Raw genomic sequence first — 23,171 nt, 5'->3', positions numbered from 1 at the left:
CCATGCCAGGGTCCGGCGTGGATGCCGCCCTAGCATGACCGGAGGCCAGCCGACCGGCGAGCCATCCGACCAGGAGGACCGACGTGACCGGATCCCGGACCGACTCCGATCTCTCGGAGCTCGCACGGAGCATCCTCACGTTCGAGCACGATCGGGCGCGGCACGACCGGACGAAGGAAGCCGACATCCGCGTCCGCTTCGACATGTCGCCGGCCCGCTACTATCAGGTGCTCAACCGCGTGATCGACTCCCCGGCCGCGCTCGCCTACGATCCGCAGCTCGTGACGCGACTGCAGCGACTGCGCCGGGCACGGACCAGTGCCCGCGCCGCACGGTCCTTCGCACCGCCTCGCGCCGACCGTGAAGGGCCCGCAGGACAGCCATGACGAGATACCCCCGAGACCGATTCGACGACGTCGCCGACGGCCCGAGGGTCGGGGCACACCGCGGTCTCCCGAGGCGCGGCCGTGGCTGGATCCTGGTGGCCTGGTCCGCGCTCGCCTGCGCGGTGCTCGTCGTGATCGGCATCGTCGTGCTCGAGGTCGCCAACAACAGCACGCAGTTCACCGACCCCGGGACGACCGGGTCGTCCGCGTCCGCGTCGGCCACGAGCGGAGCGTCGTCCTCGTCGACGACGGCCGCGACCGCCGCGCCGAGCGACCAGCCGAAGACCATGACGCTCACGGTGCTCAACGGGACCTCCACCGCCGGACTCGCCGCCACCGGCACCGCGACGCTCGAGAACGCGGGTTGGGTGGTCGCGAGCGACGGCAACGCCGGATCCCAGGACGCCTCGCAGACGATCGTGTACTACCAGACGGATGCCGAGGCGGCGATCGCGCGCGGGATCGTCAAGACGCTCGGCGTCGGAACGGTTGCCAAGTCGTCGGCGTTCCCGAACGCGGCCGTCACCGTGGTGCTCGGCGCCGATTACGCCGGCTGACCCGCGACGGGCGTTCCGCCCCACTCGTCATGCCGTTTGTTGCACGTTTGTTTCGGGCATGTTGAGTTCCGTCGGCCGGGATGAAGAAGTTGGTCCGCACCTCTTGTCGGCGGCGCGTCCGCCGATACGATCTGGAATTGGTCACCCCAGTGATCCGAGGGCGACACCGTGCCGGTGCCTCCACCGCGAAGACCCGGGTGAGGCAGGTATGCGCTCGGACCCGGCGGTCGCGGACCGGTCGCGCCGTCGTCAGTGGCAATGCAACACCGCAGGGAGCAAGAGAATGGCCAACGGCACCGTCAAGTGGTTCAACGCCGAGAAGGGCTACGGATTCATCACCGTCGACGGCGGGGGGCAGGACGTCTTCGTCCACTACTCCGCGATCGACATGAACGGCTACAAGGTCCTCGAAGAAGGGCAGGCGGTCACCTTCGACGTCGGCACCGGCTCGAAGGGTCCGCAGGCCGAGTCCGTCCGACCGGCCTGACCTCGGTCGCCGGTCCGCCGGCGACGGTCGTCGACCACCACGCGTCCGAGCGCGTCGCCCCCGACGGGGCGGCGCGCTCGTCGTCGTGTGGAGGGGGCCCCGGTGGTGCGCCCCCGACCGCGACTCCGGTGGTGGGACCTCGACCGGGACGCCGGTGGTGGGGTCCGATGTCGGGCGATGGCGGGCCTCCCGGTCCGCGTCCCCGGAACGCGGCATGCCGCGTGAGGTCGCTGTGTTGCACTCGACAGGTGCGAGTGCCAGAATCAGTTGGCACTCAGTTGTACCGAGTGCCAAGACCATTGCGACGTCCGGGAGGGACGAGGAACACACATGGCTAAGATCATTGCTTTCGACGAGGAGGCCCGTCGCGGCCTCGAGCGCGGCCTCAACACGCTGGCCGACGCCGTGAAGGTGACGCTCGGCCCGCGCGGCCGCAACGTCGTCCTCGAGAAGAAGTGGGGCGCCCCCACGATCACCAACGACGGTGTCTCCATCGCCAAGGAGATCGAGCTCGACGACCCCTACGAGAAGATCGGCGCCGAGCTGGTCAAGGAGGTCGCCAAGAAGACCGACGACGTCGCGGGTGACGGCACCACCACCGCCACGGTCCTCGCGCAGGCGCTGGTCCGTGAGGGCCTCCGCAACGTCGCCGCCGGCGCCGACCCGATCAGCCTCAAGAAGGGCATCGAGAAGGCCGTCGCGGCCGTCTCCGCCGCGCTCCTCGAGAACGCCAAGGAGATCGAGACCAAGGACCAGATCGCCGCCACGGCGTCGATCTCGGCCGCCGACAGCACGATCGGTGAGCTCATCGCCGAGGCGATCGACAAGGTCGGCAAGGAGGGCGTCGTCACCGTCGAGGAGTCGAACACCTTCGGCACCGAGCTCGAGCTGACCGAGGGCATGCGCTTCGACAAGGGCTACCTGTCGCAGTACTTCGTCACGGACCCGGAGCGCCAGGAGGCCGTCTTCGAGGACCCGTACATCCTCATCGTCAACTCGAAGATCTCGAACATCAAGGACCTGCTCCCGGTGGTCGACAAGGTCATCCAGTCGGGCAAGCAGCTCCTCATCATCGCCGAGGACGTCGACGGCGAGGCCCTGGCCACGCTCGTCGTGAACAAGATCCGCGGCATCTTCAAGTCCGTCGCCGTCAAGGCTCCGGGCTTCGGTGACCGCCGCAAGGCCATGCTGCAGGACATCGCGATCCTCACCGGTGGCCAGGTCATCTCCGAAGAGGTCGGCCTCAGCCTCGAGAACGCGACGCTCGACCTCCTCGGCCGTGCCCGCAAGGTCGTCATCACCAAGGACGAGACCACGATCGTCGAGGGCGCTGGGGACTCCGAGCAGATCGCCGGCCGCGTCCGCCAGATCCGCGGCGAGATCGAGTCGACCGACTCGGACTACGACCGCGAGAAGCTCCAGGAGCGCCTCGCCAAGCTCGCCGGTGGCGTCGCCGTCATCAAGGCCGGTGCCGCGACCGAGGTCGAGCTCAAGGAGCGCAAGCACCGCATCGAGGACGCCGTCCGCAACGCGAAGGCCGCTGTCGAGGAGGGCATCGTCGCCGGTGGTGGTGTCGCCCTCATCCAGGCCGGCAAGACCGCGCTCGAGGGCCTCGAGCTCACGGGTGACGAGGCGACCGGCGCGAACATCGTCCGCGTCGCGATCGATGCGCCGCTCAAGCAGATCGCGCTGAACGCCGGTCTCGAGCCGGGCGTCGTCGCCGCGAAGGTGCGCGAGCTCGAGTCGGGCTGGGGCCTCAACGCCGCGACGGGTGAGTACGTCGACCTCGTCGCTGCGGGCATCATCGACCCGGCGAAGGTCACGCGCTCGGCGCTGCAGAACGCCGCGTCGATCGCCGGCCTCTTCCTCACCACCGAGGCCGTCGTCGCCGACAAGCCCGAGAAGTCGGCGCCGGTTCCGGCCGACCCGACGGGTGGCATGGACTTCTGATCCACGCCTGACGGTTCCGAACGGGCCGCTCTCCTCCGGGAGGGCGGCCCGTTCGCCGTTCCTCCCTCCTCTCCCTCCGCCGAGATCGCACTTGTTGCCGGTTTGACCCACCGCACACCGGCAACGACTGCGATCTCGGCGGAGGGGGAGTCGGGCCAGGTGTCCGGTCCTCCACCGGGGGAGCCGGGCAGCGGCCGTCCACAGGTCGGGCGCGCACGTGCTCCGCGGTGCGGTACGGCCGGGAGGCTCGGCGCATGACGCGCACGCCGGCCCGCCTCCCGGATCCTTTCCTCGGTCAGGCCTTCCACACGGCTGATGCGGTCCGGAACGGGGTCACTCCGGGTCGGCTCCGTCGCGAGGACCTCGCCGCGCCGACCCGAGGCGTGCGGGTCCCTGCCGAGCTGGACCTGGCGGACCTCTCGGCACGGGTCGCCGCGTTCGGCCTCGTCCTCGGTGAACGGCATCACTTCAGCCACACCACCGCCCTCGCCCTCTGGGAGCTCCCACTGCCGCCCTGGGTCGTTTCCGACGCGACCGTGCACGTGAGCACGGTGGGGGACGGACCGGTCATGCGCCGCACCGGGGTGGTGGGCCATCGCGTCTCGCCGCCGTTCGCCGATGTGGAGACGTGTGCGGGCCTCCCGCCCAGCAGCCCGGTGGCGGCTTGGTGCGAGAGTGCGGGCCTGTTGGCCGAGCGTGACCTGGTGGTGATCGGGGACCACCTGGTCGCGCGGGCGCTCGCCGATCCGGAGCAACTCGAGCGCCGGAGTCGTGAGCGGCGGTCCCGGTGGGCACTGCGGCTCCGGGCCGCGGCCCATCGCGTGCGGCCCGGGTCGGAGTCCCCGATGGAGACGCTCATCCGACTCGTCATCGTCGACGCGGGATTCCCGGAGCCCCAGCTCAACATCGACGTGCACAGTCCCGTTGGTCGATTCCTCGGACGCGTCGACCTCGCCTACCCGGACCTCCGGATCGGAGTCGAGTACGACGGCGAGCACCACCGGACGGATCGTGCCACGTGGCAGCACGATGCGACCCGGTCGAACGGCTTCGTGTCCGCCGGATGGCTGATCCTGCACGTCACCGCACGTGACGTTGCCGACCCGACGGCGTTCCTCCTGCGACTGTCGGACGTGTTCCGCACCCGGGCGTCATCACCGCTGCCGTGAGATCGCAGTCGTTGCCGCTCTGATGGACCTCAGAACGGCAACGACTGCGATCTCGCCAGAGGGGTCAGGGGGTGGGGGCGACGTAGTCGCGCGGGAGGAGGGGGAGCCACACGCGGAAGGTCGCACCACCGCCCGGGGTGTCGAACACCTCGACCTCGCCGTGGTGCGCCGCGACGATGCCGGACACGATCGCGAGCCCGAGGCCCGAGCCGCCGGTGTCCCGAGCGCGTGAGGTGTCGGCGCGCCAGAACCGCTGGAAGATCTTCTCGCGGATCTGCGGCGGGATGCCCTCACCGTGGTCGATCACGTCGAGGTGCGCCATGCCCCGGGCCTCGTCCACGCCGATCCCGATCTCGATGGGGTCGTCCTGCGGCGTGAACCGCATCGCGTTGCCCATGAGGTTCGTCACGACCTGGCGGATCTTGTTCTCCTCGGCGAGGACGACCGGCGGTCGCACGGGCAGGACGACGGTCGGCAGCGGGGCCGTGGTCGGCGCGGCCGGGCCGGACTCGATGCCGACGGGACGACCACGACGTGCGCGCAGCCGGGCGAGCGTCTGCCCCGCGAAGGCGATCGGCCCGGTGACGTTCGACGGCGGCGAGGTCGGGGACTGTCCGTTCCGCGCTCCGGGTGCCGCAGGACCGACCCACTGCGGCACGACCTGCGGGACGTTCTCGCCGGTGACGGAGTCGGCGAGCAGGACCTGGATCTCGCGGTCGGGGTTCGACGCCATCGTGTCGAGCGCCGAGTCCCGCGCGATGGCGACGAGGTCGACCGGCCCGAGCTCGAGCGGCTTCGACTCGTCGATGCGGGCGAGCTGCAGGAGGTCCTGCACGAGGAGCCCCATGCGCTGGGCCTCCTTCTCGATGCGCTCCATCGCCTGGGCGACGTCCTCTTCTTTCCGGAGGGCCCCCATCCGGTACAGCTCGGCGTACCCCCGCAGGGACACGAGCGGGGTCCGCAGCTCGTGCGAGGCGTCACCGACGAAGCGGCGCATCTGCTCGATCGTGCGTTGGCGGTCCTCGAACGCCGAGTCGATGCGCTCGAGCATGACGTTGAGGGAGTGGTTGAGGCGACCGACCTCGGTGTTCGGGGTGTCCGCACCGAGGCGTTGCGAGAAGTCCCCCGCGGCGAAGCGTGCGGCCGTGGCCTCGACGTCCCGCAGGGGGTCGAACGTGGCGGTGACGAGCAGCTGGGTGAGCATGCCGCCGAGCAGGACGACCGAGATGCCGAACCCGAGGAAGATCACCGTGAACCGCGCGATGGTCGAGTCGGTGCCCTGGCTCGAGACGGCCGCGACGATCGTGTAGTGGTTGCCGGCGGCGTCGGTGGTCGGCGACGTCATCGCGAGGGCCCGCCACTCGTGCTGGCCCTTGTCGTCGACGACGCTGAAGGGGTGGTCGTCGTCGACGTGCGAGCTGCCCACGACCCCGCCGAGGTCCGGCGTGTAGTCGCTCTTCGTGTGACAGGCGATGCCGCCGTCGGGCTTGAGCACGGCGATGTAGGCCGCGCTCTGCAGGGTGACGTTGATCTGGCAGTAGCCTTCGACGCTCGTCAGCTTCTGGCCGTTCAGCGAGGTCTTCGTCGCTTGGACGTCGTTGTCGAGCTGCTTCATCAGGTAGGTGCTGAGCACCGTCATGGTGCCGAGCCCCGCGACGAGCAGCCCGAGGGTCACCAGGAGGACGGTGATCCCGGTGATCTTGGTCCGGAGCGAGATCTCGTTCCACCAACGGGCGAGGCGTGTGTGCATGCTGCGATCACAGTAATCGGCGCGACCCAGCCGCTGCTGGGATCGCGCCGATGACCTGCTGGATCAGGACGCCTTGGCGGCCTTGAGCATGTACCCGAAGCCGCGCTTGGTCTGGATGACCGGCTCGGCCGAGTACTGGTCGAGCTTGCGGCGCAGGTACGAGATGTAGGACTCGACGATGCCGGCGTCCCCGTTGAAGTCGTACTCCCACACGTGGTCGAGGATCTGGGCCTTCGACAGCACCCGGTTCGGGTTGAGCATGAGGTAGCGGAGCAGCTTGAACTCGGTGGGCGAGAGCTCGATCTGCGCCTCGCCGATGCTGACCTCGTGCGTGTCCTGGTCCATCGTCAGCTCACCGGCGCGGATGATCGCGTCTTCCTCGTCGTTCATGGTGCGCCGGAGGATCGCCTTGATGCGGGCGACGATCTCGTCGAGCGAGAAGGGCTTGGTCACGTAGTCGTCGCCGCCGACGGTGAGTCCCGTGATCTTGTCCTCGGTGTCGTCCTTGGCGGTGAGGAACAGGATCGGCGACGTGTAGCCCGACGACCGGAGGCGCTTGGTCACGCCGAACCCGTTCATGTCGGGGAGCATGACGTCGAGGATGATGAGGTCCGGCTCTTCCTCGAGCACGGCGGAGATCGCCTGCGCACCGTTGCCCACCGCGCGGACGGCGAAGCCCGCGAACCGGAGCGAGGTGGTGAGGAGGTCGCGGATGTTCGGCTCGTCGTCGACGATGAGGATCTTCGGTCCGTCGGTCATGTGACCCAGTATCTGGTCGTGGCCTCTGGGTTGCCTGGGAACGGATGGGACGCTGTCTGACAGGACGGCGGGATTTCCTGGTGCAGACGTCGAGGGGGCGACGAGTGTCCGGATCTGCTCACGCGGCCGCTAGGGAATCGGCGTCGAGGATCGTGTACGCGTACCCCTGCTCGGCCAGGAACCGCTGCCGGTTCTGCGCGAAGTCCTGGTCGACGGTGTCCCGCGTGACGAGTGTGTAGAAGGACGCCGGGAGGCCGTCCTTGTTCGGGCGGAGCAGCCGACCGAGCCGCTGGGCCTCCTCCTGCCGTGAGCCGAAGGAGCCCGACACCTGGATCGCCACCGTCGCGTCCGGCAGATCGACCGAGAAGTTCGCGACCTTGGACACCACGAGCACGTCGATCGTGCCCTCGCGGAACGCCTGGTACAGCCGTTCGCGCTCGTCGATCGGGGTCGCCCCGGTGATCTCGGCCGCGTCGAGCTGCGCCGCGAGTTCGTCGAGCTGGTCGATGTACTGCCCGATCACCAGGATCTGCTCGCCGCGGTGCTTCTCGATGAGGTCGCGCACGACCGGGGTCTTGGCCGGCGAGGTCGCGGCGAGCCGGTACCGGTCGTCGTCCGTGGAGGCCGCGTACTCGAGGCGGTCCTCGTGGGGCAGGTCGATCCGCACCTCGTAGCACTCGGCGGGGGAGATGTACCCCTGCGCCTCGATCTCCTTCCACGGCGCGTCGTACCGCTTCGGCCCGATGAGCGAGAACACGTCGCCTTCGCGGCCGTCCTCGCGCACGAGCGTCGCCGTGAGTCCGAGGCGCCGTCGCGCCTGGAGGTCCGCGGTCAGCTTGAACACCGGCGCGGGCAGCAGGTGGACCTCGTCGTAGACGATGAGGCCCCAGTCGAGGGCGTCGAGCAGGGACAGGTGCGTGTACACGCCCTTCCGCCGCGCGGTGAGGATCTGGTACGTCGCGATCGTGACCGGCCGGACCTCCTTGACGCTCCCGGAGTACTCGCCGATCTCGTCCGGGGTGAGCGACGTGCGGCGGAGGAGTTCGTCGCGCCACTGCCGCGCCGAGACCGTGTTCGTGACGAGGATGAGCGTCGTCGCCTTGGCGGTGGCCATCGCGCCCGCGCCGACCAGGGTCTTGCCCGCACCACAGGGCAGCACCACGACACCGGACCCCTGGGCGAAGAAGCTCTTGACCGCGTCCTCCTGGTACGCGCGGAGGTGCCACTCGGTCTCGTCGAGGTCGATCCGGTGCGGTTGTCCGGGCGTGTACCCGGCGAGGTCGTCGGCAGGCCAGCCGATCTTGACGAGCTCCTGTTTGACCTGGCCGCGCGCCCACTGCTCGAGCTCGACGGCGGTGTCCGACCGGCGGGCGCCGAGCAGCGGGGCGATCCGCTTCGAGCGGGTGACCTCGGCGAGGATCGACGGGTCCGATGCGGTGAGGACCAGCCTCGGCTGCTGCTCCAGCTCCTCCGTCGCGTCGTTCGCGATCGCCGGCGCGTCCGCCGGGTCCTCGCGGCGGATGACGAGACGGCCGTAGCGGCTGACGGTGTCACGGATGTCGACGACGACGCTCTGCGGCACCGGGAACTTGGCGAACCGCTCGAGCGTGTCGATCATCGCGTCGGCGTCGTGACCCGCGGCGCGGGCGTTCCACAGCCCGAGGCGGGTGATGCGGTAGGTGTGGACGTGTTCGGGGGCGCGCTCGAGCTCGGCGAACACCGCGAGTTCGTGTCGCGCGTCCTCGGCCTCGGGATGCGCCACCTCGAGCAGCACGGTCCGGTCGCTCTGGACGATGAGTGGCCCGTTCATGACCGTCGAGCCTAGCCGCGCCGCGGACGAGACGTCCGGGTCGGTCGGTCAGGCGACGTGCTCGACCGCGACCACGAGGGACAGGGGAAGGGTCCGCTCGACGTCGGCGTGCGTGTCGCGGCCCCGGATCCGGCCACCGCTCACCGACGTCGGCACGATCGTGAACGGGGCCTCGGTGCCGTCGGGCATCCGCACGACGACGCGCACGGCCACCTTGCCGCGCACGGCCAGGTCGATCTGCCGTCCCATCCACTCCTGCGCGGGCTCCTGGTCGCCTCGTCGGGTCGCGGTGCGGAGGCGCTCCACGAGCTCGCGCGCCTGCTCCTCGGGTGTGCGCGCGGTCCGGCGACGAACGGGAGGCCCGGCCGCGTCCGCCACGCGGGCGGCGGGAGCGAGGACGGCCGGGTACCGCTGGTCCTCGAGCGCGGAGACCACGGACGAGGGCGGGTAGGGGCTGACGAGCACCGTGGGGGACCGCCGGGCCCAGGCGAGTGAGCGAAGTTCGGCGTCGACGGACACCAGGTCGAGCTGCTCGGCGGGACCCCGAACCACGCTGCCCCGCTCAGCGGCGCGGTCGACGACGATGCTGCCGGCACGGGCGCTGACCTGCTCCACCAGGTAACGGACCGGCTGGGGCACGTCGGCCGCAGAGAGTCGGCCGAGCGTGTCCAGGACCGCGGCTCCGTCGTACCCCTCGAGCAGTGCGCGGCGGACGCTGTCCTCGGAGATCCGGTAGCGGCTCGCGAGTCCCGGTGCCTCGACGTCGGCCACGGTGCGGAGTGCCGCGTCGTCGGCCGGTTCGAGCGGGCCGGGGGCGATGACGGTGAGGTCGTTCTGCAGGTACACCCCCGGCACGGTCGACGGCAGGTCGGCGGCGGCGTGGTCGATCGCCGGGGCGTCGTCGGTGGTCCGCGCCGCGAACAGGACGCGCCCCGTCGCGGTGACCACGCCGTCGACCGTGATGCCGAGGGCCTCTGCGGTCCCTGCGCTCCGCACGAGCTCCGCGGGGAGCCACTCCGCGCCGCCGGGATAGGCCCAGCGTCCGAGGGCATCGAGCCCGCGCCAGTCGTCCGCGGCGAGGGCGAGGACCTCGACCACCGGATCACTCAGCGTCGCCCGCCACCGGACCACGAGCTCGACCCACCGGAGGGGCCAGGGCGCCACGAGCCAGCCGCGACCGTCGTCGGTGACGGTCCACGTCGGGCTCGTGGGATCGACGAGCGCGGTCTCGGCGAGCAGGGCCAGCAGGTCCGGGACCCGCACCGGGTCGGCCGCGGCGCGCTCGCCGAGGTGCCGCGCGAGCGGCGCCCCGATCCCGCCCTTCGCGAGCTCGTGCACCTCGTCCGCGGCGACCGCGCGGACCAGTTCGGCGAGTGACGTCAGCGTCGCGAACGCCGTCTCGGCGGCGACCCCGCGCACCCGGTCGACGTCCTGCGGGACGGGGGTCGGGCCTCCCGGCCGGGGAGCGTCGTCCGGTCGTAACTCCGGATGCTCGGCGAGTCGCGCGGCGACCGCGTCGTCCAGCTCTGCTCCGTCGGTGAGGCCGAGTGCCACGGCGGGCGCGAGTGCCGCGTGGTCCGCGTCGGCGGGGTGCTGGAGGGCGGCGAGCGTCGCGCGCGGGAGTCGTGCCAGCGCACGGTCGATGACGTCGGGCGTCCGGAGGGCGTCCGCGAGGTCGAAGAAGTCGGCCACGGCCGACGGGCCATGTGCGGCGAGGGCCGCGCCCGGCAGGCGCCGCGCGGCGACGAGCGCGACGAGGTCGTCGTCGGGCATGGCCCGCAGTCGGGCGGCGAGGGCGGCTGCCGTCGTCATCGTCGTGTCCGTCCGCCCCGGAGCGGGGTCAGCGCGCGTCGTCCCGGTTCTCGCGTGCCCGCTTGGTCCAGTTGACCGCGAGCAGCGCGATGATGAGCAGCAGCCCGATCGGGAAGCCGATGAGCGGGAAGGCCTCGACCGTCGGCCAGATGCCCGTGCCGGGGATGGACCCGACCGTGAGCCACGCCACGATGAGCACGAGGAAGCACACGAGTGCGACCGCGATGATCCCCGCGATCATGTACATCAGAATGCGTTCGATACGATTGGCCACCGGGGGCTCGGGCGTCTGCGGGCGCTCCGGGGTCCTGGTCGACTGCGCAGGGCCGGTGGCCTGCGTCCGAACGGGACGCTGTCGCGCGGTTGATCGGGTCTTGGCCACCGGCTCAGGATAGTCGACACAGGATGATCGACAAGGAACGCCGTCCGCGGACACCGCGGACGTCAGATCGAGGAGTGCAGTCATGCCGACCGGCAAGGTCAAGTTCTACGACGAGCAGAAGGGGTTCGGCTTCATCACGGGCGATGACGGCGACCAGGTCTTCCTGCACGCGTCGGCGCTCCCGTCCGGGGTCACCACCGTCAAGGCCGGAGCGCGTCTGGAGTACGGCGTCGTCGCGGGCAAGCGTGGCTCGCAGGCGCTGTCGGTCCGCGTGCTCGAGGAGGGTCCGAGCCTCGCGAAGATCAACCGGCGCTCGGCCGACGACATGGCCGTCATCGTGGAGGACCTGGTGAAGGAGCTCGACCGCATCAGCGGCGACCTGCGCCACGGCCACTACCCGAAGAACGGGTCGCGGACGGCGGCCATCCTCCGCCACGTCGCCGACCAGCTGGACGCCTGACCGTGATCGAGGACCCGACTGGGCTCGCGCGTACCGCGCTGCTCGAGGTCACGCCCGAGGACACCGTCGGAGCGGTCGTCGGCACCGTGGACGAGGGCAACGGCGTCGTGTCCGTGCTGTTCGCCAACACGATGCCCGGCTACCCCGGATGGCGCTGGACCGTCAGCTTGGCGCAGGTCGACGGCGAGGACCCCACCGTGCTCGAGGTCGAGCTGATGCCCGGCGACGGCTCGCTGCTCGCGCCCGACTGGGTGCCGTGGTCGGAGCGGCTCGCCGAGTACCGGGCGACGCAAGAGGGCGATGCGGACGCCGAGGCCGGCGACGGGGAGGACCTGGGCTCGGACGAGGACGACTCCGACGACGACCCTGACGAGGACGACGACGAGGACGAGTCGGACGAGGACGACGACGACGACGCGGACGAGGACGACGAGGACCTGCTCGACGACGACGAGGACGACTCCGACGAGGACGACGACCTGGGCGACGACGCGTTCGACGGCGTGGACGTCGAGGAGGCCATCGCCGTCGTCGAAGGTGACGAGGACGACGGGGACGACTCGGACGAGGACGACTCGGACGGGGACGACTCGGACGAGGACGACTCGGACGAGGACGACGAGCCTGACGAGGACGACGACGCGGACGACGACGACTCTGACGCGGACGACTCCGACGACGACGCAGGTCGCACCAGCGCTGGGCATGGCGAGGCGGCGGACGAGGCGGAGTGACGCCGGGCCTCCCGGCCGGATCGGACGCTGCGGCGACCTGTGGCCGGGAGGCGCACGACGGCCCCCGGGATCGGATCCCGGGGGCCGTCGTCGTCCGTCGTGCGGCCGTCAGCCGCGCAGCGCGGCCACCGTGTAGTCGATGGCCTTGATGAGCTGACGGACGTCGTCGGGGTCGATCGCGGTGAACGTCGCGATGCGGAGCTGGTTGCGGCCGAGCTTGCGGTACGGCTCCGTGTCGACGATGCCGTTCTGCCGGAGCGCGGCGCTGACGGCCTTGGCGTCGATCGCGTCGTCGAGGTCGATGGTGGCGACGACCTGCGACCGGTGTGCCGGGTCGGCGACGAACGGCGTGGCGTAGTCGACGGACTCGGCCCACTCGTAGAGCGCGTTCGACGACTCCTTGGTGCGGATGTCCGCCCAAGCCAGGCCGCCCGACCCGTTGATCCACCGGATCTGGTCGTCGAGCAGCAGGAGGGTCGTGATCGCGGGGGTGTTCAGCGTCTGGTCGAGGCGCGAGTTGTCCACGGCGTTCTTCAGGCTGAGGAACTCGGGGATGTAGCGGTCGCTCGCGGCGATGCGCTCGACGCGCTCGATCGCGGCCGGCGAGAACAGGGCGAGCCACAGACCGCCGTCGGATGCGAAGTTCTTCTGCGGTGCGAAGTAGTAGACGTCGGCGGCACCGGTGTCGAACTGCACGCCACCGGCGGCGCTCGTGGCGTCGACGACGGTCAGCGCGCCGGGATCGCCGGCCGCGCGGACGACGGGGGCCATCACGCCCGTGGAGGTCTCGTTGTGCGGGTAGGCGTAGACGTCGACGCCCTCGACGATCTCGAGCTCCGACCGGGAGCCACCGGGCGCGGTGACGACGTGCGGGGCTTCGAGCCAGGGAGCGGCGACCGCCTTGGCGAACTTCGAGCCGAACTCGCCGAACGAGAGGTTCTCGGCACGGCGCTCGACGAGGCCGAACGCGGCGGCGTCCCAGAACGCCGTCGAGCCACCGTTGCCGAGCACGACCTCGTACCCGTCGGGGATGTCGAACAGTGTCGCGAGGCCCTCGCGAACGCTGCCGACGAGGTTCTTGACGGGCGCCTGACGGTGGCTCGTGCCGAGGATCGTCGCCCCTGCCGTCACCAGGGACTCGAGCTGCGCACCGCGGATCTTGGACGGGCCGCAGCCGAAGCGTCCGTCGGTGGGGAGGAGGTCAGCGGGGATGACGATGTCTGCCATGCGTCGATCCTAGTGAGCTGGTATCCCACGCCCGGACGAGCGCGCGACCCCCTGTGGAGCACTGTCCGGGCCGCGGCATGTGAACAAGTAGGCTGGAGGAGTTGTGCACGTGACAGGGGAGGCGTTCCGGTGACCGATCTCGTCGACACCACGGAGATGTACCTGCGCACGATCCTCGACCTCGAGGAGGAGGCGATCGTCCCCCTGCGCGCACGGATCTCGGAGCGACTCGGACACTCGGGTCCCACGGTCTCGCAGACCATCGCCCGCATGGAGCGCGACGGCCTGGTCGTCGTCTCCGGGGACCGCCACCTCGAGCTCACGTCGGAGGGTCGCCAGCGGGCCACCCACGTCATGCGCAAGCACCGGCTGGCCGAGCGCCTGTTGTCCGACGTCATCGGTCTCGACTGGGCCTTCGTCCACGACGAGGCCTGCCGCTGGGAGCACGTCATGAGCGAGCAGGTCGAGCGTCGGATCATCGAGATGCTCGGCCACCCGACCGAGTCCCCCTACGGCAACCCGATCCCCGGCCTCGACGAGCTCGGCGACGCCCCGGCCGGACGGTTCCTCGACGGCGTCCGGAGCATCGTCGCCGCGACCGACGGCTCGTCGACGGTGAGCACGGGGACCATCCGCCGCCTGGGCGAACCCGTGCAGTTCGAGCCCGAACTCCTCGCGCAACTCCGTGCCGCCGGGGTCATGCCGGGACGGACCGCGAGCGTGCAGCGCGCCGGAGCGTACGTCGCCGTGCGGGTCGAGGGCGAGGACCAGGGCCTCGAGCTGCCGGTCGAGGTCGCACAGCACGTGTACATCGGCAGCTGACGGCCGGGGATGCCGTCCCCCTCGGCGTACCCCGAGCGGTGGGCTGCGGGGTACCCGGATCGGGGCGCCTACACGACTTCCGGCGGTCCCGCCCGCGCGGCGTCGGAACATGTCAAAACGGCCTCTGACCAGGCTTTCTTGATCGAATCGTTACCAACTTGCTCGCAGGCCTCGACACCGTCGGAGGCGTTGCGTACACTCGACGAGTCCCGCAGAGCCTGGAAGCGAGCTGGCGGGAACCGTGGCAGGACGTCTCGAACCCGTCTCCTGCCTGATCGGAAACGATGACGAACGGATGGGGTTGCACCCGACGGCCTCGGTCGCGTGTGCAGTCGAGGCGCCGGAGACAACACTCTTGACGCAGACCGGTTCCACTACGGACGCCCAGCGAGCCGACACCACCACGGGTGCCGCCGCCCGTTCGACCGACATCCAGTTCGCGAGTCGCCGCGAGCGCCGCGCCGCCGAGGCCGCCGCCGCCCGCACCGGGTCGACCGCGCCCGTCGCACGGGTCACGGTCGCCGCCACGACTGCCGCCGAGCCTGCCACGGCGTCCGAGCAGGCCATCGCCGAGGCCGCACCCGCCGCCGAGGCCACCCTCGTGGCGGCGACCGAGCCGGCCCCGAAGCCCGCCGTCGCGGCCGGCGCCGCCGTGGTCCGCTCCGTCGACCCGGAGCTCGAGACCCCCATCGCGCCGGTCACATCGTCGTTCGCCAAGTCCCCGGTCGCCACCGCCGCCCGCCGTGCCGCCGCCAGCCGCGCGGCGGTCGCGAGCAGCGCCTCCCGGCCAGCCGCGCGCGGGAAGCGCAAGGTCCTGCCGGTCGCCGTCATGACGATCACGGCGGGGCTCTTCGGCACGATGGCGCTCCCCGCCATCGCCGCGACCGCCCCGCAGCCGACCGCCGGCTCGCAGCAGGCCGTCGCCCAGGGCAACCTCCGCTCGGCGGACAGCCAGTCGCTCACCGTCGCGAACACCGCGGCGCTCGCCGACACCGTCCGCGACGGTTACACCGCGACGGCCCCGAAGGTCGTTGCCCCGAAGGTCACCGCGTCCACCGCGACGACGACGACCACGACGAGCGACACCGCCCTCGCCACGGCCCGCGCGCAGACCGCCGCCTCGTACGCCTCGTACACCGGTCCGAGCGCCGCGGACTACGTCGCGAGCCCGAAGTACCCGAGCTTCAGCCTGTCGCAGGTCGTCTCGGTCGCAGAGCAGTACATCGGCACGCCGTACGTCTACGGCGGTGCGACCCCGGCCGGTTTCGACTGCTCCGGCTACGTCATGTACGTCTACGCCCAGTTCGGCATCTCGCTGGCGCACTCCGTGCCGCTGCAGGACGCCGCCGGCACGACGATCCCGACCTCCGAGGCCCAGCCCGGTGACGTCGTGATCTTCAACACCGAGGCGCACGAGGGCTTCTACATGGGCAACGGCATGATCATGGACGCCCCGAAGCCCGGCGGCTCGGTCAGCATCCGCCCGATCTGGACGACCGACTACCACATCGTCCGCTTCGGCATCAAGTGAACGGACGGGCCCAGGCCCGCTGAACGCACCGGAAACCGGTCCACACGCTCTCGTGTCGGGCCGGTTTCTGGGTTAACCTGGCGACACGGTCCACTCGACCTCGAACGGGAGATCACATGCCAGCCTGCCGCACGACCCGCACCATGGGTCGGCGCGCGCACGTCGACATATGGTCGACCACGACCTGCCGCGTGCCCCAGCACGCGCCCGCGAACTGAGCACCGCCCACCAGGGCGGTGCTCTTCTGCTTCCGGGGTCGGGTCACCCGCTCGAGGACCGAGGGAACCGTGAGCAGCGTCGTCCGCCTGGAAGCCGTCCAGGCACGTCGGAAGGGACCCCATGCGCACTCTCGTCCTCAACGCCGGTTACGAACCCCTCGCGGTGATCTCGTTCCGACGGGCCCTCGTCCTGGTCATGAACCAGAAGGCCACCGTCATCACCGCCGACGCCGACCACCCGGTCTTCGGCTCCACCACGAGCTACGACCGGCCGTCGGTCATCGTCCTCACCCGGTACGTGCGCATCCCGCAGAGCCGGCTCGTCCCCGTGTCCCGCCGCGGGGTGCTGCGCCGCGACGGCAACCGTTGCGCCTACTGCAACCGGCACGCCACGACGATCGACCACGTGCACCCGAAGTCCCGCGGCGGTGCGGACTCGTGGGAGAACCTCGTCGCCTGCTGCCTGGCGTGCAACAACGTCAAGGGTGACCGCACGCCGCACGAGATGGGCTGGACGCTGCGCTTCCGCCCACGTGCTCCGCACGGCACGGCGTGGATCGTGCGCGGCATCGAGCGGCCGCAGCCGGACTGGGACGAGTACCTCGCCGCCGCCTGACCGGACGCGCGTCGGACGGGAGGGACGGGGCCAGCGGGTGCCGGGCCTCCCGTCCGGCGTGTCTGCGGAATGCTGAACCAGCGCTCGGAGTTGCCCCCGAGGTGTCTGCACCCTCTGCACCTCCTGCTCGCTCCGGCGTGGGCCTGCGCTCCGAGCGCGGCCCGATCCTCCTGGCCCTGATGCTCGCGACCGCACTGGTCGCCCTCGACTCCACGATCATCGCGACGGCGTCGTCGTCCATCGCCAAGGACCTCGGGCACTTCCAGCAGCTGCCCTGGCTGTTCTCGGTGTACCTGCTCGCGCAGGCGGTCTCGGTACCGATCTACGGCCGCCTCGCCGACGTGCTCGGCCGCAAGCGTCTGCTGCTCGTCGGGATCGGCCTGTTCCTGCTCGGCTCGGTGCTGTGTGGCGCCGCGTGGTCGATGCCCGTCCTCATCCTGGCGCGGGTCGTGCAGGGCCTCGGCGCGGGCGCCGTCCTGCCGATCTCGATGACGATCACGAGCGACATCTACACGCTCGAGGAGCGCGCGAAGACGCAGGGCTACCTCGCTTCGGTCTGGGGCATCGCCTCGGTCGTCGGGCCGACCCTCGGTGGCCTGTTCAGCCAGATCGGCGCGTGGCGGTGGATCTTCTGGATCAACATCCCGCTCGCCATCGTCGCCGGCGTCATGCTCATCCGCGCCTACCACGAGCAGCGTGACGCGTCGCAGGACCGGCAGCGCATCGACTACCTCGGCGCGGCCCTGCTCGGCGGCGGGACGACCGCGCTCCTGCTCGGTCTGCTCGAGGGCGGGACGTCGTGGGCCTGGGACGCCCCCGCGTCGTTCGCGATCTTCATCGCCGCCGCGGTCCTCCTGGTCGCGTTCGTCGTCGTCGAGCTCCGCGTCGCGCAGCCGATCTTCTCGCTCGGCCTGCTGAAGCGGCGCGTGGTCGCCGCGTCCACGATCGCGTCACTCATCATCGGCGTCATCGTGATGGGCCTGTCCACGTACGTGCCGATCTACGCGCAGGACGTCCTCGGGGCCTCGGCCCTGATCGCCGGGTTCGCGCTCGCGGCGCTCACTCTCGGATGGCCGATCTCGGCGTCGCAGGCCGGGCGCTTCTACCTGCGGTTCGGGTTCCGCGTCACCTCGGTCATCGGGTCGACGCTCGTGCTCATCGGTGCGGTGCTCACCATCACGCTCGCCGTGCACTCGTCGATCTGGCTCGTCGCCCTGTTCTGCTTCGTCATCGGCGCGGGCATGGGCCTGACCGCCGTGCCGACCCTGATCGCCGCCCAGTCATCTGCCACCTGGAGCGAGCGCGGTGCCGTGACCGGCACGAACATGTTCGCCCGCTCGATGGGTTCGGCCATCGGCGTCGCGGTGTTCGGCGCGGTCGTCAACGCGCACGTGCAGCTCAACGCCGCCGGCGTCCCCGAGGGCGCCGGGCTCATGACCGCGATGCACCTGGTGTTCGTCGCGATCGCCGCGATCGCCGTCGTGCTCCTGGTCGCCGTGCTGTTCCTGCCGGGGCACCGGCGGGCGGCGCAGGGCGGGGTGGCGTCTGCCGCCGGGGCCGCTGAGGACGCGGAGCCGGCGCTCGGCGCTGCGCCCGCGACCGGGCGGGCCGAGGCCGGGGCCGAGCAGCCGGTGGCGTCCGCGTAGGAGCCGCCCCACCCTCCACATCGATCGGACGGGAGGCGCGGCACCGGCTGGTGTCGCGCCTCCCGTCCGTGCGTGGTGGGGCCGGTAGAGTGGCTGGCGCCTGCCTCTGTAGCTCAATGGAAGAGCAGTTCCGTCCTAAGGAAAGGGTTGGGGGTTCGAGTCCCTCCAGGGGCACCACCGTCGTCGTCGCCGTGCCGGGATCGAAGGTCCAGCCAGCTCGGTAGCCGCGCCCTTGAGAGGTCCCTCCTCCTGCCCCCGGCGACCCCCCCGCACACCTCGTCCGCCGGTTTCTCCGACTGATCCGCGCGCTGCCCATGGGTCGCAGGCGCGCTTCCAGGCGGCGAGAGGAGGCTCGAGGAGCGGCCACCACAGATCCGCTCGGGATCCTCTCGAGCGCGAGCGTGCGGGAGCCGTCGACGGAAGCGGCGACATCATGACCGACACCCATCTCCAATCCCTGGCTCTCGCCGGCGTCGTGGCCTCTGGCCTCCCCAACCCGCTCCCCGCCTCGTCGGCGCGGTACACCGTCCCGGCGGTGTTCAACCGTCGTCCCGAACCCATGGAGGCCCAGGCGATCGTCACGAGCAGTGTCCGGAACGCCATGGCGACCGCGGGGTACCCCGAGGTCACGCTCGAGATCGCCGATCGTCGCCTCCTGATCGGTCACACCTCGTTGGAAGAGCTCGAGCAGGGTCTCGCGGAGGAGATCGCAACGGTGGTCGATGAGATCAGCCGGAACGTGGCCGTGGAGAAGCAGCGACGGATCGATGTGGCACAGGGCGAGGCCGAGGACCGTGATGCGCGGGCGAAGGAAGTGACCCGCGCCGCGGAACGGATCTCCTTCACGCCCCGGGGTCGAGCGTGAACGACGTGTACGCGGTCGTGGGCGGCCGCGAGTACCGCCTCGACGTCGTGGCCGATGGCCGGCAGCTCGACTCGTTGGTCAACGACCCCGGTGTGAAGCACGTCGACCTCGACGGGGGCGGCACGCTCGTCTACCAGGGTGGGCCCGGTTGCCCGGTCGTCATCGTGCAGCGGCCCCAATCGCGCTCCACGGCCGACGTCCACCGGTAGGCGATCGACCGGGACCCCGCGATCCGCGCGTGGATCTTCTCGAGCCGAGCAGCACCGCGGCAGCCTCATCTCGAACCGCTCGCCCCCCGAGGATCGCGAGGACGAACCATGAGCGATCTGCCAGCCGGGACCGACGCGTTCCACGATCTGGCGTGGGTGGAAGCCGATGATGGTCTCGACGCGTTCCTCGGAGGACACCTCGTCGGCATGGTGACCCACGAGCAGGGCTTCGCGGCGCGTTCCCTCGACGGGACCGTCGAGGGAAGTCACCACAGTGTGGAAGCAGCACGAGCCGAGCTGGAAGGCTGGCTCCGATGGGTTCGCGCCCTGTCTGCGCAGCGCCGCAGGAACCATTGACGGCAGCTGCCACGACCTCCGCCCGCGCAGGCACCGCGCGAGCGTCGCCGATAACCTGCCGTCCGTGGTTCCCGCGCTGCCCGTCCTCATCCCTGCCGCGATCGTCGTCTGGGTGCTCCTGTTGTGGCGGCTGCGGCAGCGCGACCGTCTGACCCTCTCGCGCACGATCACCGCTGGCGCCGCCTGCCTGTTCGGGATCGTGCTGCTCCGGTCGGTGCTGTTCCCCGCCCCGATCGTCCTCGGTGCGGAACGAGCCACGCTCCCGCCATGGCCGGTGTTCGTGCAACTCATCCCGGTGGCGACCGTGCCGCGCGACCCGTCGGGCATGGTCCTCAACATCGTCCTGTTCGTTCCGATCGGGGTGCTCCTGCCGTTCCTCGTCCGGGGATCCGTCATCCGACTCGGGACCATCGCGTTCCTGCTGAGCGTCACGATCGAAGTGGTCCAGCTCGTCGGCGACATGACCATGAGCACGGGGCGTGTCGCCGACATCGACGACGTGATCGGCAACACCGTCGGGGCGCTCGTGGGGATCGCGGTCGTCCGCCTCCTGTCGCGCGTACCACAGCTCTCGCGCGTCGCGACGCCGTTCGTGTGGTGTCCGAGTCCGGACCCGAGGTCACCGAGGCCCGGGAAGCGCGGAACCTCAGCCCGCTCCCGGTGGGGATCAGGTCTGCACTGACGGATCGCGGTCGGGCGATCCGACCGGCGTGGCCTGATGAGCGACCCGAGCGATCAACGGGTCCGCTCTCCAGGGGGCCGCGGCAGGGTGGCTCCTCCTCGGAGTTCGTGCCGAGGGAGCTCGGTGGGGGCTGGTGTGGAAGCCGTCCCCGGAGGAGACGGGACGGCCGAGCCCGCGCCACTGCGGTGATCGACCGGAGTGCCGACGCTGACGCCCACCGAGGTCTCTCGCCCGACCATTTCTGGATCCCCCCTTGTCCGCGCCGCGCAACTCGTGTTAACTCGCAGTCAGGAAGCGACGCAACACGAGTTGAACAAGGGAGTTCGCGATGACTCGTCTCATCCTCGACACCGACCTCGCCATGGGTGCCCCGGGCAGCGACATCGATGACGGGTTCGCGCTCGCCCTCGCGGTCGCGGAACCCGAGATCGACCTCGAACTGGTCACCACCGTCAACGGGAACACCGACGTCGAGAGCGCCACGCTCCTGACGCTCGAACTCCGCCGTCGGCTGGGCATCGACGTCCCGGTCGTCAAGGGCGCCCCGACGCCGCTCGTCCACCCGGAGCGCCGGCGTGAGCCGTCTCCCGAGGTCGTCAGCACGTACGGGGTCGGCCTGGAGCCCGACCCGGGCCACGCGGCGCACCGGATCATCGAACACGTGATGGCGAACCCGGGCGAGATCACGATCTGCGCGATCGGGCCGCTGACGAACATCGCGCTCGCCCTCACGATGGAGCCACGACTGGCGTCGTCGGTCAAGGAGATCGTGATGATGGGCGGCGTGTTCCTCGGGACCATGGCCCACCGGAGCATGCCGGGCGAGTTCAACGTGTGGGTGGACCCCGAAGCCGCCGCGACCGTGCTGCGGTCCGGTGCGCCCCAGCGGTGGGTCGGTCTCGACGTCACGTTGCAGGTCCGACTCACCCGCGACGACGCTCGTCGTCTCACCGACTCGGGCCGCGACTTCGCCGCCCTCGCGGGCGAATCGACGAACGCGTGGATCGACCACATCGCCGAGCGCGACCCGGGCGACCCGCGCAACCGCGATTCGTGCGCGATGCACGACCCGCTCGCCGTCGCGGCGCTGACGCACCCCGAGTTCCTCACCTGGGTCGACGCCGCGGTCGACGTCGTCACCGGCGACGGACTCGCGCGCGGCGTGCTCGTCACCGACCTCGGGCACGGGCCGGACGCACCCGCGCCGAACTGCAGGATCGCGACCGAGGTCGACGTCGCCGCGTTCACCGACCACTTCCTGGGGCGCATCGCCGACCTCTGAGCCGTCGGAGCGCCCGACCGGCACCCGCTCCGCCCGCCGCCCGCCACAACCGTCGCCCGCCCCGGGCGCCGGGCCGTTCACCGTACCCACGATCCGCACACCCAATGGAGGGACCAATGCGATCACACGTCCACCACGGCCGTCGTCGGCTGCTCGTCACCGCCGCCGGCGTCATCGCCGGCGCACTCGCCCTGACCGGATGCTCGAGCGGCGGGGGTGCCGCATCCTCCTCGGGGAGCTGGTCCATCCCGTCGAAGGACCCGAAGACCACCGTCAAGGTGCTCAGCATCCTCAGCCTCAAGTCCCCGGACAACATGCAGCCGGTCGTCGACGCGTTCGAGAAGGCACACCCGAACATCACGATCAAGTGGCAGACCGTGCCGTTCGACTCCCTCAACTCGACCGTCGACTCGCACGTGTCGAACAAGGGCGGCGACCCGGACCTCTACTGGGCGGACCAGCCGCGCATCGCCGCGCTGGCGAGCCGCGGTGAGGCCGAGGACCTGACGTCCCAGTTCGGCAAGTACTCGTCGTCGTTCGACAAGGTGTCGTACGAGACGGGCGTCCAGAAGGGCAAGCTGTACGCCCTCCCGATCGCGAACTCCACGCAACTCCTGTACTACAACAAGGACCTGCTGGCGAAGGCCGGGCTCCCCACACCCTCCGCGTCCACGAGCAGCCGGATGACCTGGCAGGACCTGGCGTCCGACGCGCTGAAGGCCAAGCAGGCCGGCGCGCAGTACGGCATGACGTTCGGCCAGTTCGACCGCTACTACCAGCTCGAGCCGCTCTCGGTCCAGCTCGGAGGCTCGGTCGGGGCGGACGGCAAGGACAACCTGACGCCGGACTTCACCAACAGCGCGTGGGTGAAGGCGATGACGTGGTACCGCTCGATCTTCGCCTCGGGCGCGGCTCCGAAGGGCATGACCGCTGACCAGACCGACCCCGCGTTCCTCGCCGGCCAGGTGGCGTACTCGGTCGAGGGGCCCTGGCTCCTGCCGGAGCTCCAGGCGTCGAAGGTGCACTGGGGCGTGGCACCGATGCCCGCATTCGCGGACAGCAAGCAGGTCGCGACGCCGACCGGTTCGTGGTCCGTCGCGATGAACCCCTTCAGCAAGCAGAAGGACGCCACCGCGGTGTTCATGAAGTGGCTCGCGGTCGACAACGGCTCGGGCTACATCCGCTACCGGAGCAACCCGGAGCTCGCCGCGAACGTCAAGGGCAAGCAGCTCTACTTCGACAAGCCCGTGTTCCAGTCGGCTGCAGGGGCCGACGCGGCGAAGATCATCAACCACGAGACGTCGCAGACCGCGGTGTCGCGCGTCAAGACGATCGGCTACATCGAGTTCGAGTCCATCATCAACCAGGCCTACTCGGACATCCGGAACGGGGCCGACCCGAAGCAGGCGCTCGACGCCGCGAAGGCGAAGCTGACGACCGCCTGGGCGAAGTACAAGTAG

General features: G+C 70.5%; 23 protein-coding genes and 1 tRNA gene. 18 read left to right on the top strand and 6 right to left on the bottom strand.

Going from position 1 to position 23,171, the window contains the following annotated elements:
* The first annotated feature begins 83 nt into the window (after positions 1-83).
* From DEI94_RS13945 to DEI94_RS13925, 5 genes are all read left to right on the top strand, one after another.
* Positions 84-386 carry a DUF3263 domain-containing protein gene (locus tag DEI94_RS13945; protein ID WP_111010504.1) on the top strand — a complete coding sequence of 101 codons (303 nt, stop codon included), beginning with the start codon at positions 84-86 and terminating at the stop codon, positions 384-386.
* Complete coding sequence (locus DEI94_RS13940) at positions 383-943, top strand: LytR C-terminal domain-containing protein (protein WP_111026291.1); 561 nt, start codon at positions 383-385, stop codon at positions 941-943. Before DEI94_RS13945 ends, DEI94_RS13940 begins: the two co-directional genes overlap by 4 nt.
* A gap of 283 nt (positions 944-1,226) precedes the next feature.
* Positions 1,227-1,430, top strand: coding sequence for a cold-shock protein (locus tag DEI94_RS13935; protein ID WP_111010502.1), 204 nt, complete (start codon positions 1,227-1,229; stop codon positions 1,428-1,430).
* A gap of 330 nt (positions 1,431-1,760) precedes the next feature.
* Positions 1,761-3,380, top strand: coding sequence for a chaperonin GroEL (gene groL / locus DEI94_RS13930; RefSeq protein WP_111010501.1), 1,620 nt, complete (start codon positions 1,761-1,763; stop codon positions 3,378-3,380).
* 254 nt (positions 3,381-3,634) lie between these two features.
* Positions 3,635-4,549 (top strand): endonuclease domain-containing protein, encoded by a 915-nt coding sequence (locus tag DEI94_RS13925; protein ID WP_111026290.1) that lies wholly within the window; start codon positions 3,635-3,637, stop codon positions 4,547-4,549.
* Between the two features lie 64 nt (positions 4,550-4,613).
* On the opposite strand, the gene DEI94_RS13920 is transcribed toward DEI94_RS13925, so the two are convergent.
* The 5 genes from DEI94_RS13920 to DEI94_RS13900 all read right to left on the bottom strand — a co-directional run bounded on the left by DEI94_RS13920 (position 4,614) and on the right by DEI94_RS13900 (position 10,927).
* Positions 4,614-6,299 (bottom strand): sensor histidine kinase, encoded by a 1,686-nt coding sequence (locus DEI94_RS13920; protein ID WP_111010499.1) that lies wholly within the window; start codon positions 6,297-6,299, stop codon positions 4,614-4,616.
* A gap of 63 nt (positions 6,300-6,362) precedes the next feature.
* Positions 6,363-7,058, bottom strand: coding sequence for a response regulator transcription factor (locus DEI94_RS13915; RefSeq protein ID WP_111010498.1), 696 nt, complete (start codon positions 7,056-7,058; stop codon positions 6,363-6,365).
* 118 nt (positions 7,059-7,176) lie between these two features.
* On the bottom strand, positions 7,177-8,868 hold the full coding sequence (locus DEI94_RS13910) for a DNA repair helicase XPB (protein WP_111013100.1): 1,692 nt from the start codon (positions 8,866-8,868) through the stop codon (positions 7,177-7,179).
* A 48-nt stretch (positions 8,869-8,916) separates the two neighbouring features.
* Entirely contained in the window at positions 8,917-10,680 is a 1,764-nt protein-coding gene (locus DEI94_RS13905; RefSeq protein WP_111026289.1) for a helicase-associated domain-containing protein, read from the bottom strand.
* Between the two features lie 28 nt (positions 10,681-10,708).
* On the bottom strand, positions 10,709-10,927 hold the full coding sequence (locus DEI94_RS13900) for a hypothetical protein (protein ID WP_111010495.1): 219 nt from the start codon (positions 10,925-10,927) through the stop codon (positions 10,709-10,711).
* Between the two features lie 217 nt (positions 10,928-11,144).
* Here DEI94_RS13900 and DEI94_RS13895 point away from each other — a divergent pair, with 217 nt between their 5' ends.
* Together DEI94_RS13895 and DEI94_RS13890 are read left to right on the top strand one after the other, a co-directional pair.
* Entirely contained in the window at positions 11,145-11,522 is a 378-nt protein-coding gene (locus DEI94_RS13895; protein WP_111013102.1) for a cold-shock protein, read from the top strand.
* A 2-nt stretch (positions 11,523-11,524) separates the two neighbouring features.
* Entirely contained in the window at positions 11,525-12,256 is a 732-nt protein-coding gene (locus tag DEI94_RS13890; protein ID WP_111026288.1) for a DUF3027 domain-containing protein, read from the top strand.
* Positions 12,257-12,364: 108 nt separating this feature from the next.
* Here DEI94_RS13890 and serC read toward each other — a convergent pair whose 3' ends face one another.
* Positions 12,365-13,483 carry a phosphoserine transaminase gene (serC, locus tag DEI94_RS13885; RefSeq protein ID WP_111026287.1) on the bottom strand — a complete coding sequence of 373 codons (1,119 nt, stop codon included), beginning with the start codon at positions 13,481-13,483 and terminating at the stop codon, positions 12,365-12,367.
* Positions 13,484-13,612: 129 nt separating this feature from the next.
* On the opposite strand from serC, the gene DEI94_RS13880 reads away from it, so the two are divergent.
* From DEI94_RS13880 to DEI94_RS13830, 11 genes are all read left to right on the top strand, one after another.
* Complete coding sequence (locus DEI94_RS13880; RefSeq protein ID WP_111010491.1) at positions 13,613-14,305, top strand: iron-dependent transcriptional repressor DtxR; 693 nt, start codon at positions 13,613-13,615, stop codon at positions 14,303-14,305.
* A 355-nt stretch (positions 14,306-14,660) separates the two neighbouring features.
* Positions 14,661-15,836: a C40 family peptidase gene (locus DEI94_RS13875; protein ID WP_146249440.1), complete on the top strand. Its 1,176-nt coding sequence runs from the start codon at positions 14,661-14,663 to the stop codon at positions 15,834-15,836.
* Between the two features lie 339 nt (positions 15,837-16,175).
* Positions 16,176-16,670: an HNH endonuclease gene (locus tag DEI94_RS13870; RefSeq protein ID WP_111010489.1), complete on the top strand. Its 495-nt coding sequence runs from the start codon at positions 16,176-16,178 to the stop codon at positions 16,668-16,670.
* A gap of 179 nt (positions 16,671-16,849) precedes the next feature.
* Positions 16,850-18,316 carry an MDR family MFS transporter gene (locus DEI94_RS13865; protein WP_111026323.1) on the top strand — a complete coding sequence of 489 codons (1,467 nt, stop codon included), beginning with the start codon at positions 16,850-16,852 and terminating at the stop codon, positions 18,314-18,316.
* A 102-nt stretch (positions 18,317-18,418) separates the two neighbouring features.
* Positions 18,419-18,493 (top strand) — tRNA-Arg (locus DEI94_RS13860).
* Between the two features lie 256 nt (positions 18,494-18,749).
* A complete protein-coding gene (locus DEI94_RS13855; protein ID WP_111026285.1) occupies positions 18,750-19,181 on the top strand; it encodes a hypothetical protein in 432 nt (143 codons plus the stop codon).
* The gene (locus DEI94_RS13850; protein ID WP_111010487.1) at positions 19,178-19,390 is read left to right on the top strand and encodes a hypothetical protein; all 213 of its coding nucleotides are present in this window, start codon (positions 19,178-19,180) and stop codon (positions 19,388-19,390) included. Before DEI94_RS13855 ends, DEI94_RS13850 begins: the two co-directional genes overlap by 4 nt.
* A gap of 108 nt (positions 19,391-19,498) precedes the next feature.
* The gene (locus DEI94_RS13845; protein WP_181441758.1) at positions 19,499-19,747 is read left to right on the top strand and encodes a hypothetical protein; all 249 of its coding nucleotides are present in this window, start codon (positions 19,499-19,501) and stop codon (positions 19,745-19,747) included.
* 64 nt (positions 19,748-19,811) lie between these two features.
* Complete coding sequence (locus DEI94_RS13840; protein ID WP_181441757.1) at positions 19,812-20,429, top strand: VanZ family protein; 618 nt, start codon at positions 19,812-19,814, stop codon at positions 20,427-20,429.
* Between the two features lie 328 nt (positions 20,430-20,757).
* A complete protein-coding gene (locus DEI94_RS13835; protein ID WP_111010485.1) occupies positions 20,758-21,711 on the top strand; it encodes a nucleoside hydrolase in 954 nt (317 codons plus the stop codon).
* Positions 21,712-21,827: 116 nt separating this feature from the next.
* Positions 21,828-23,171: an ABC transporter substrate-binding protein gene (locus DEI94_RS13830; protein WP_111026283.1), complete on the top strand. Its 1,344-nt coding sequence runs from the start codon at positions 21,828-21,830 to the stop codon at positions 23,169-23,171.

Origin of the sequence: Curtobacterium sp. MCBD17_040, from assembly GCF_003234805.2 — a bacterium.
In the GTDB taxonomy this organism is placed as follows: Bacteria; Actinomycetota; Actinomycetes; order Actinomycetales; family Microbacteriaceae; genus Curtobacterium.
This window is presented reverse-complemented; position numbering and strand designations above follow the sequence as displayed.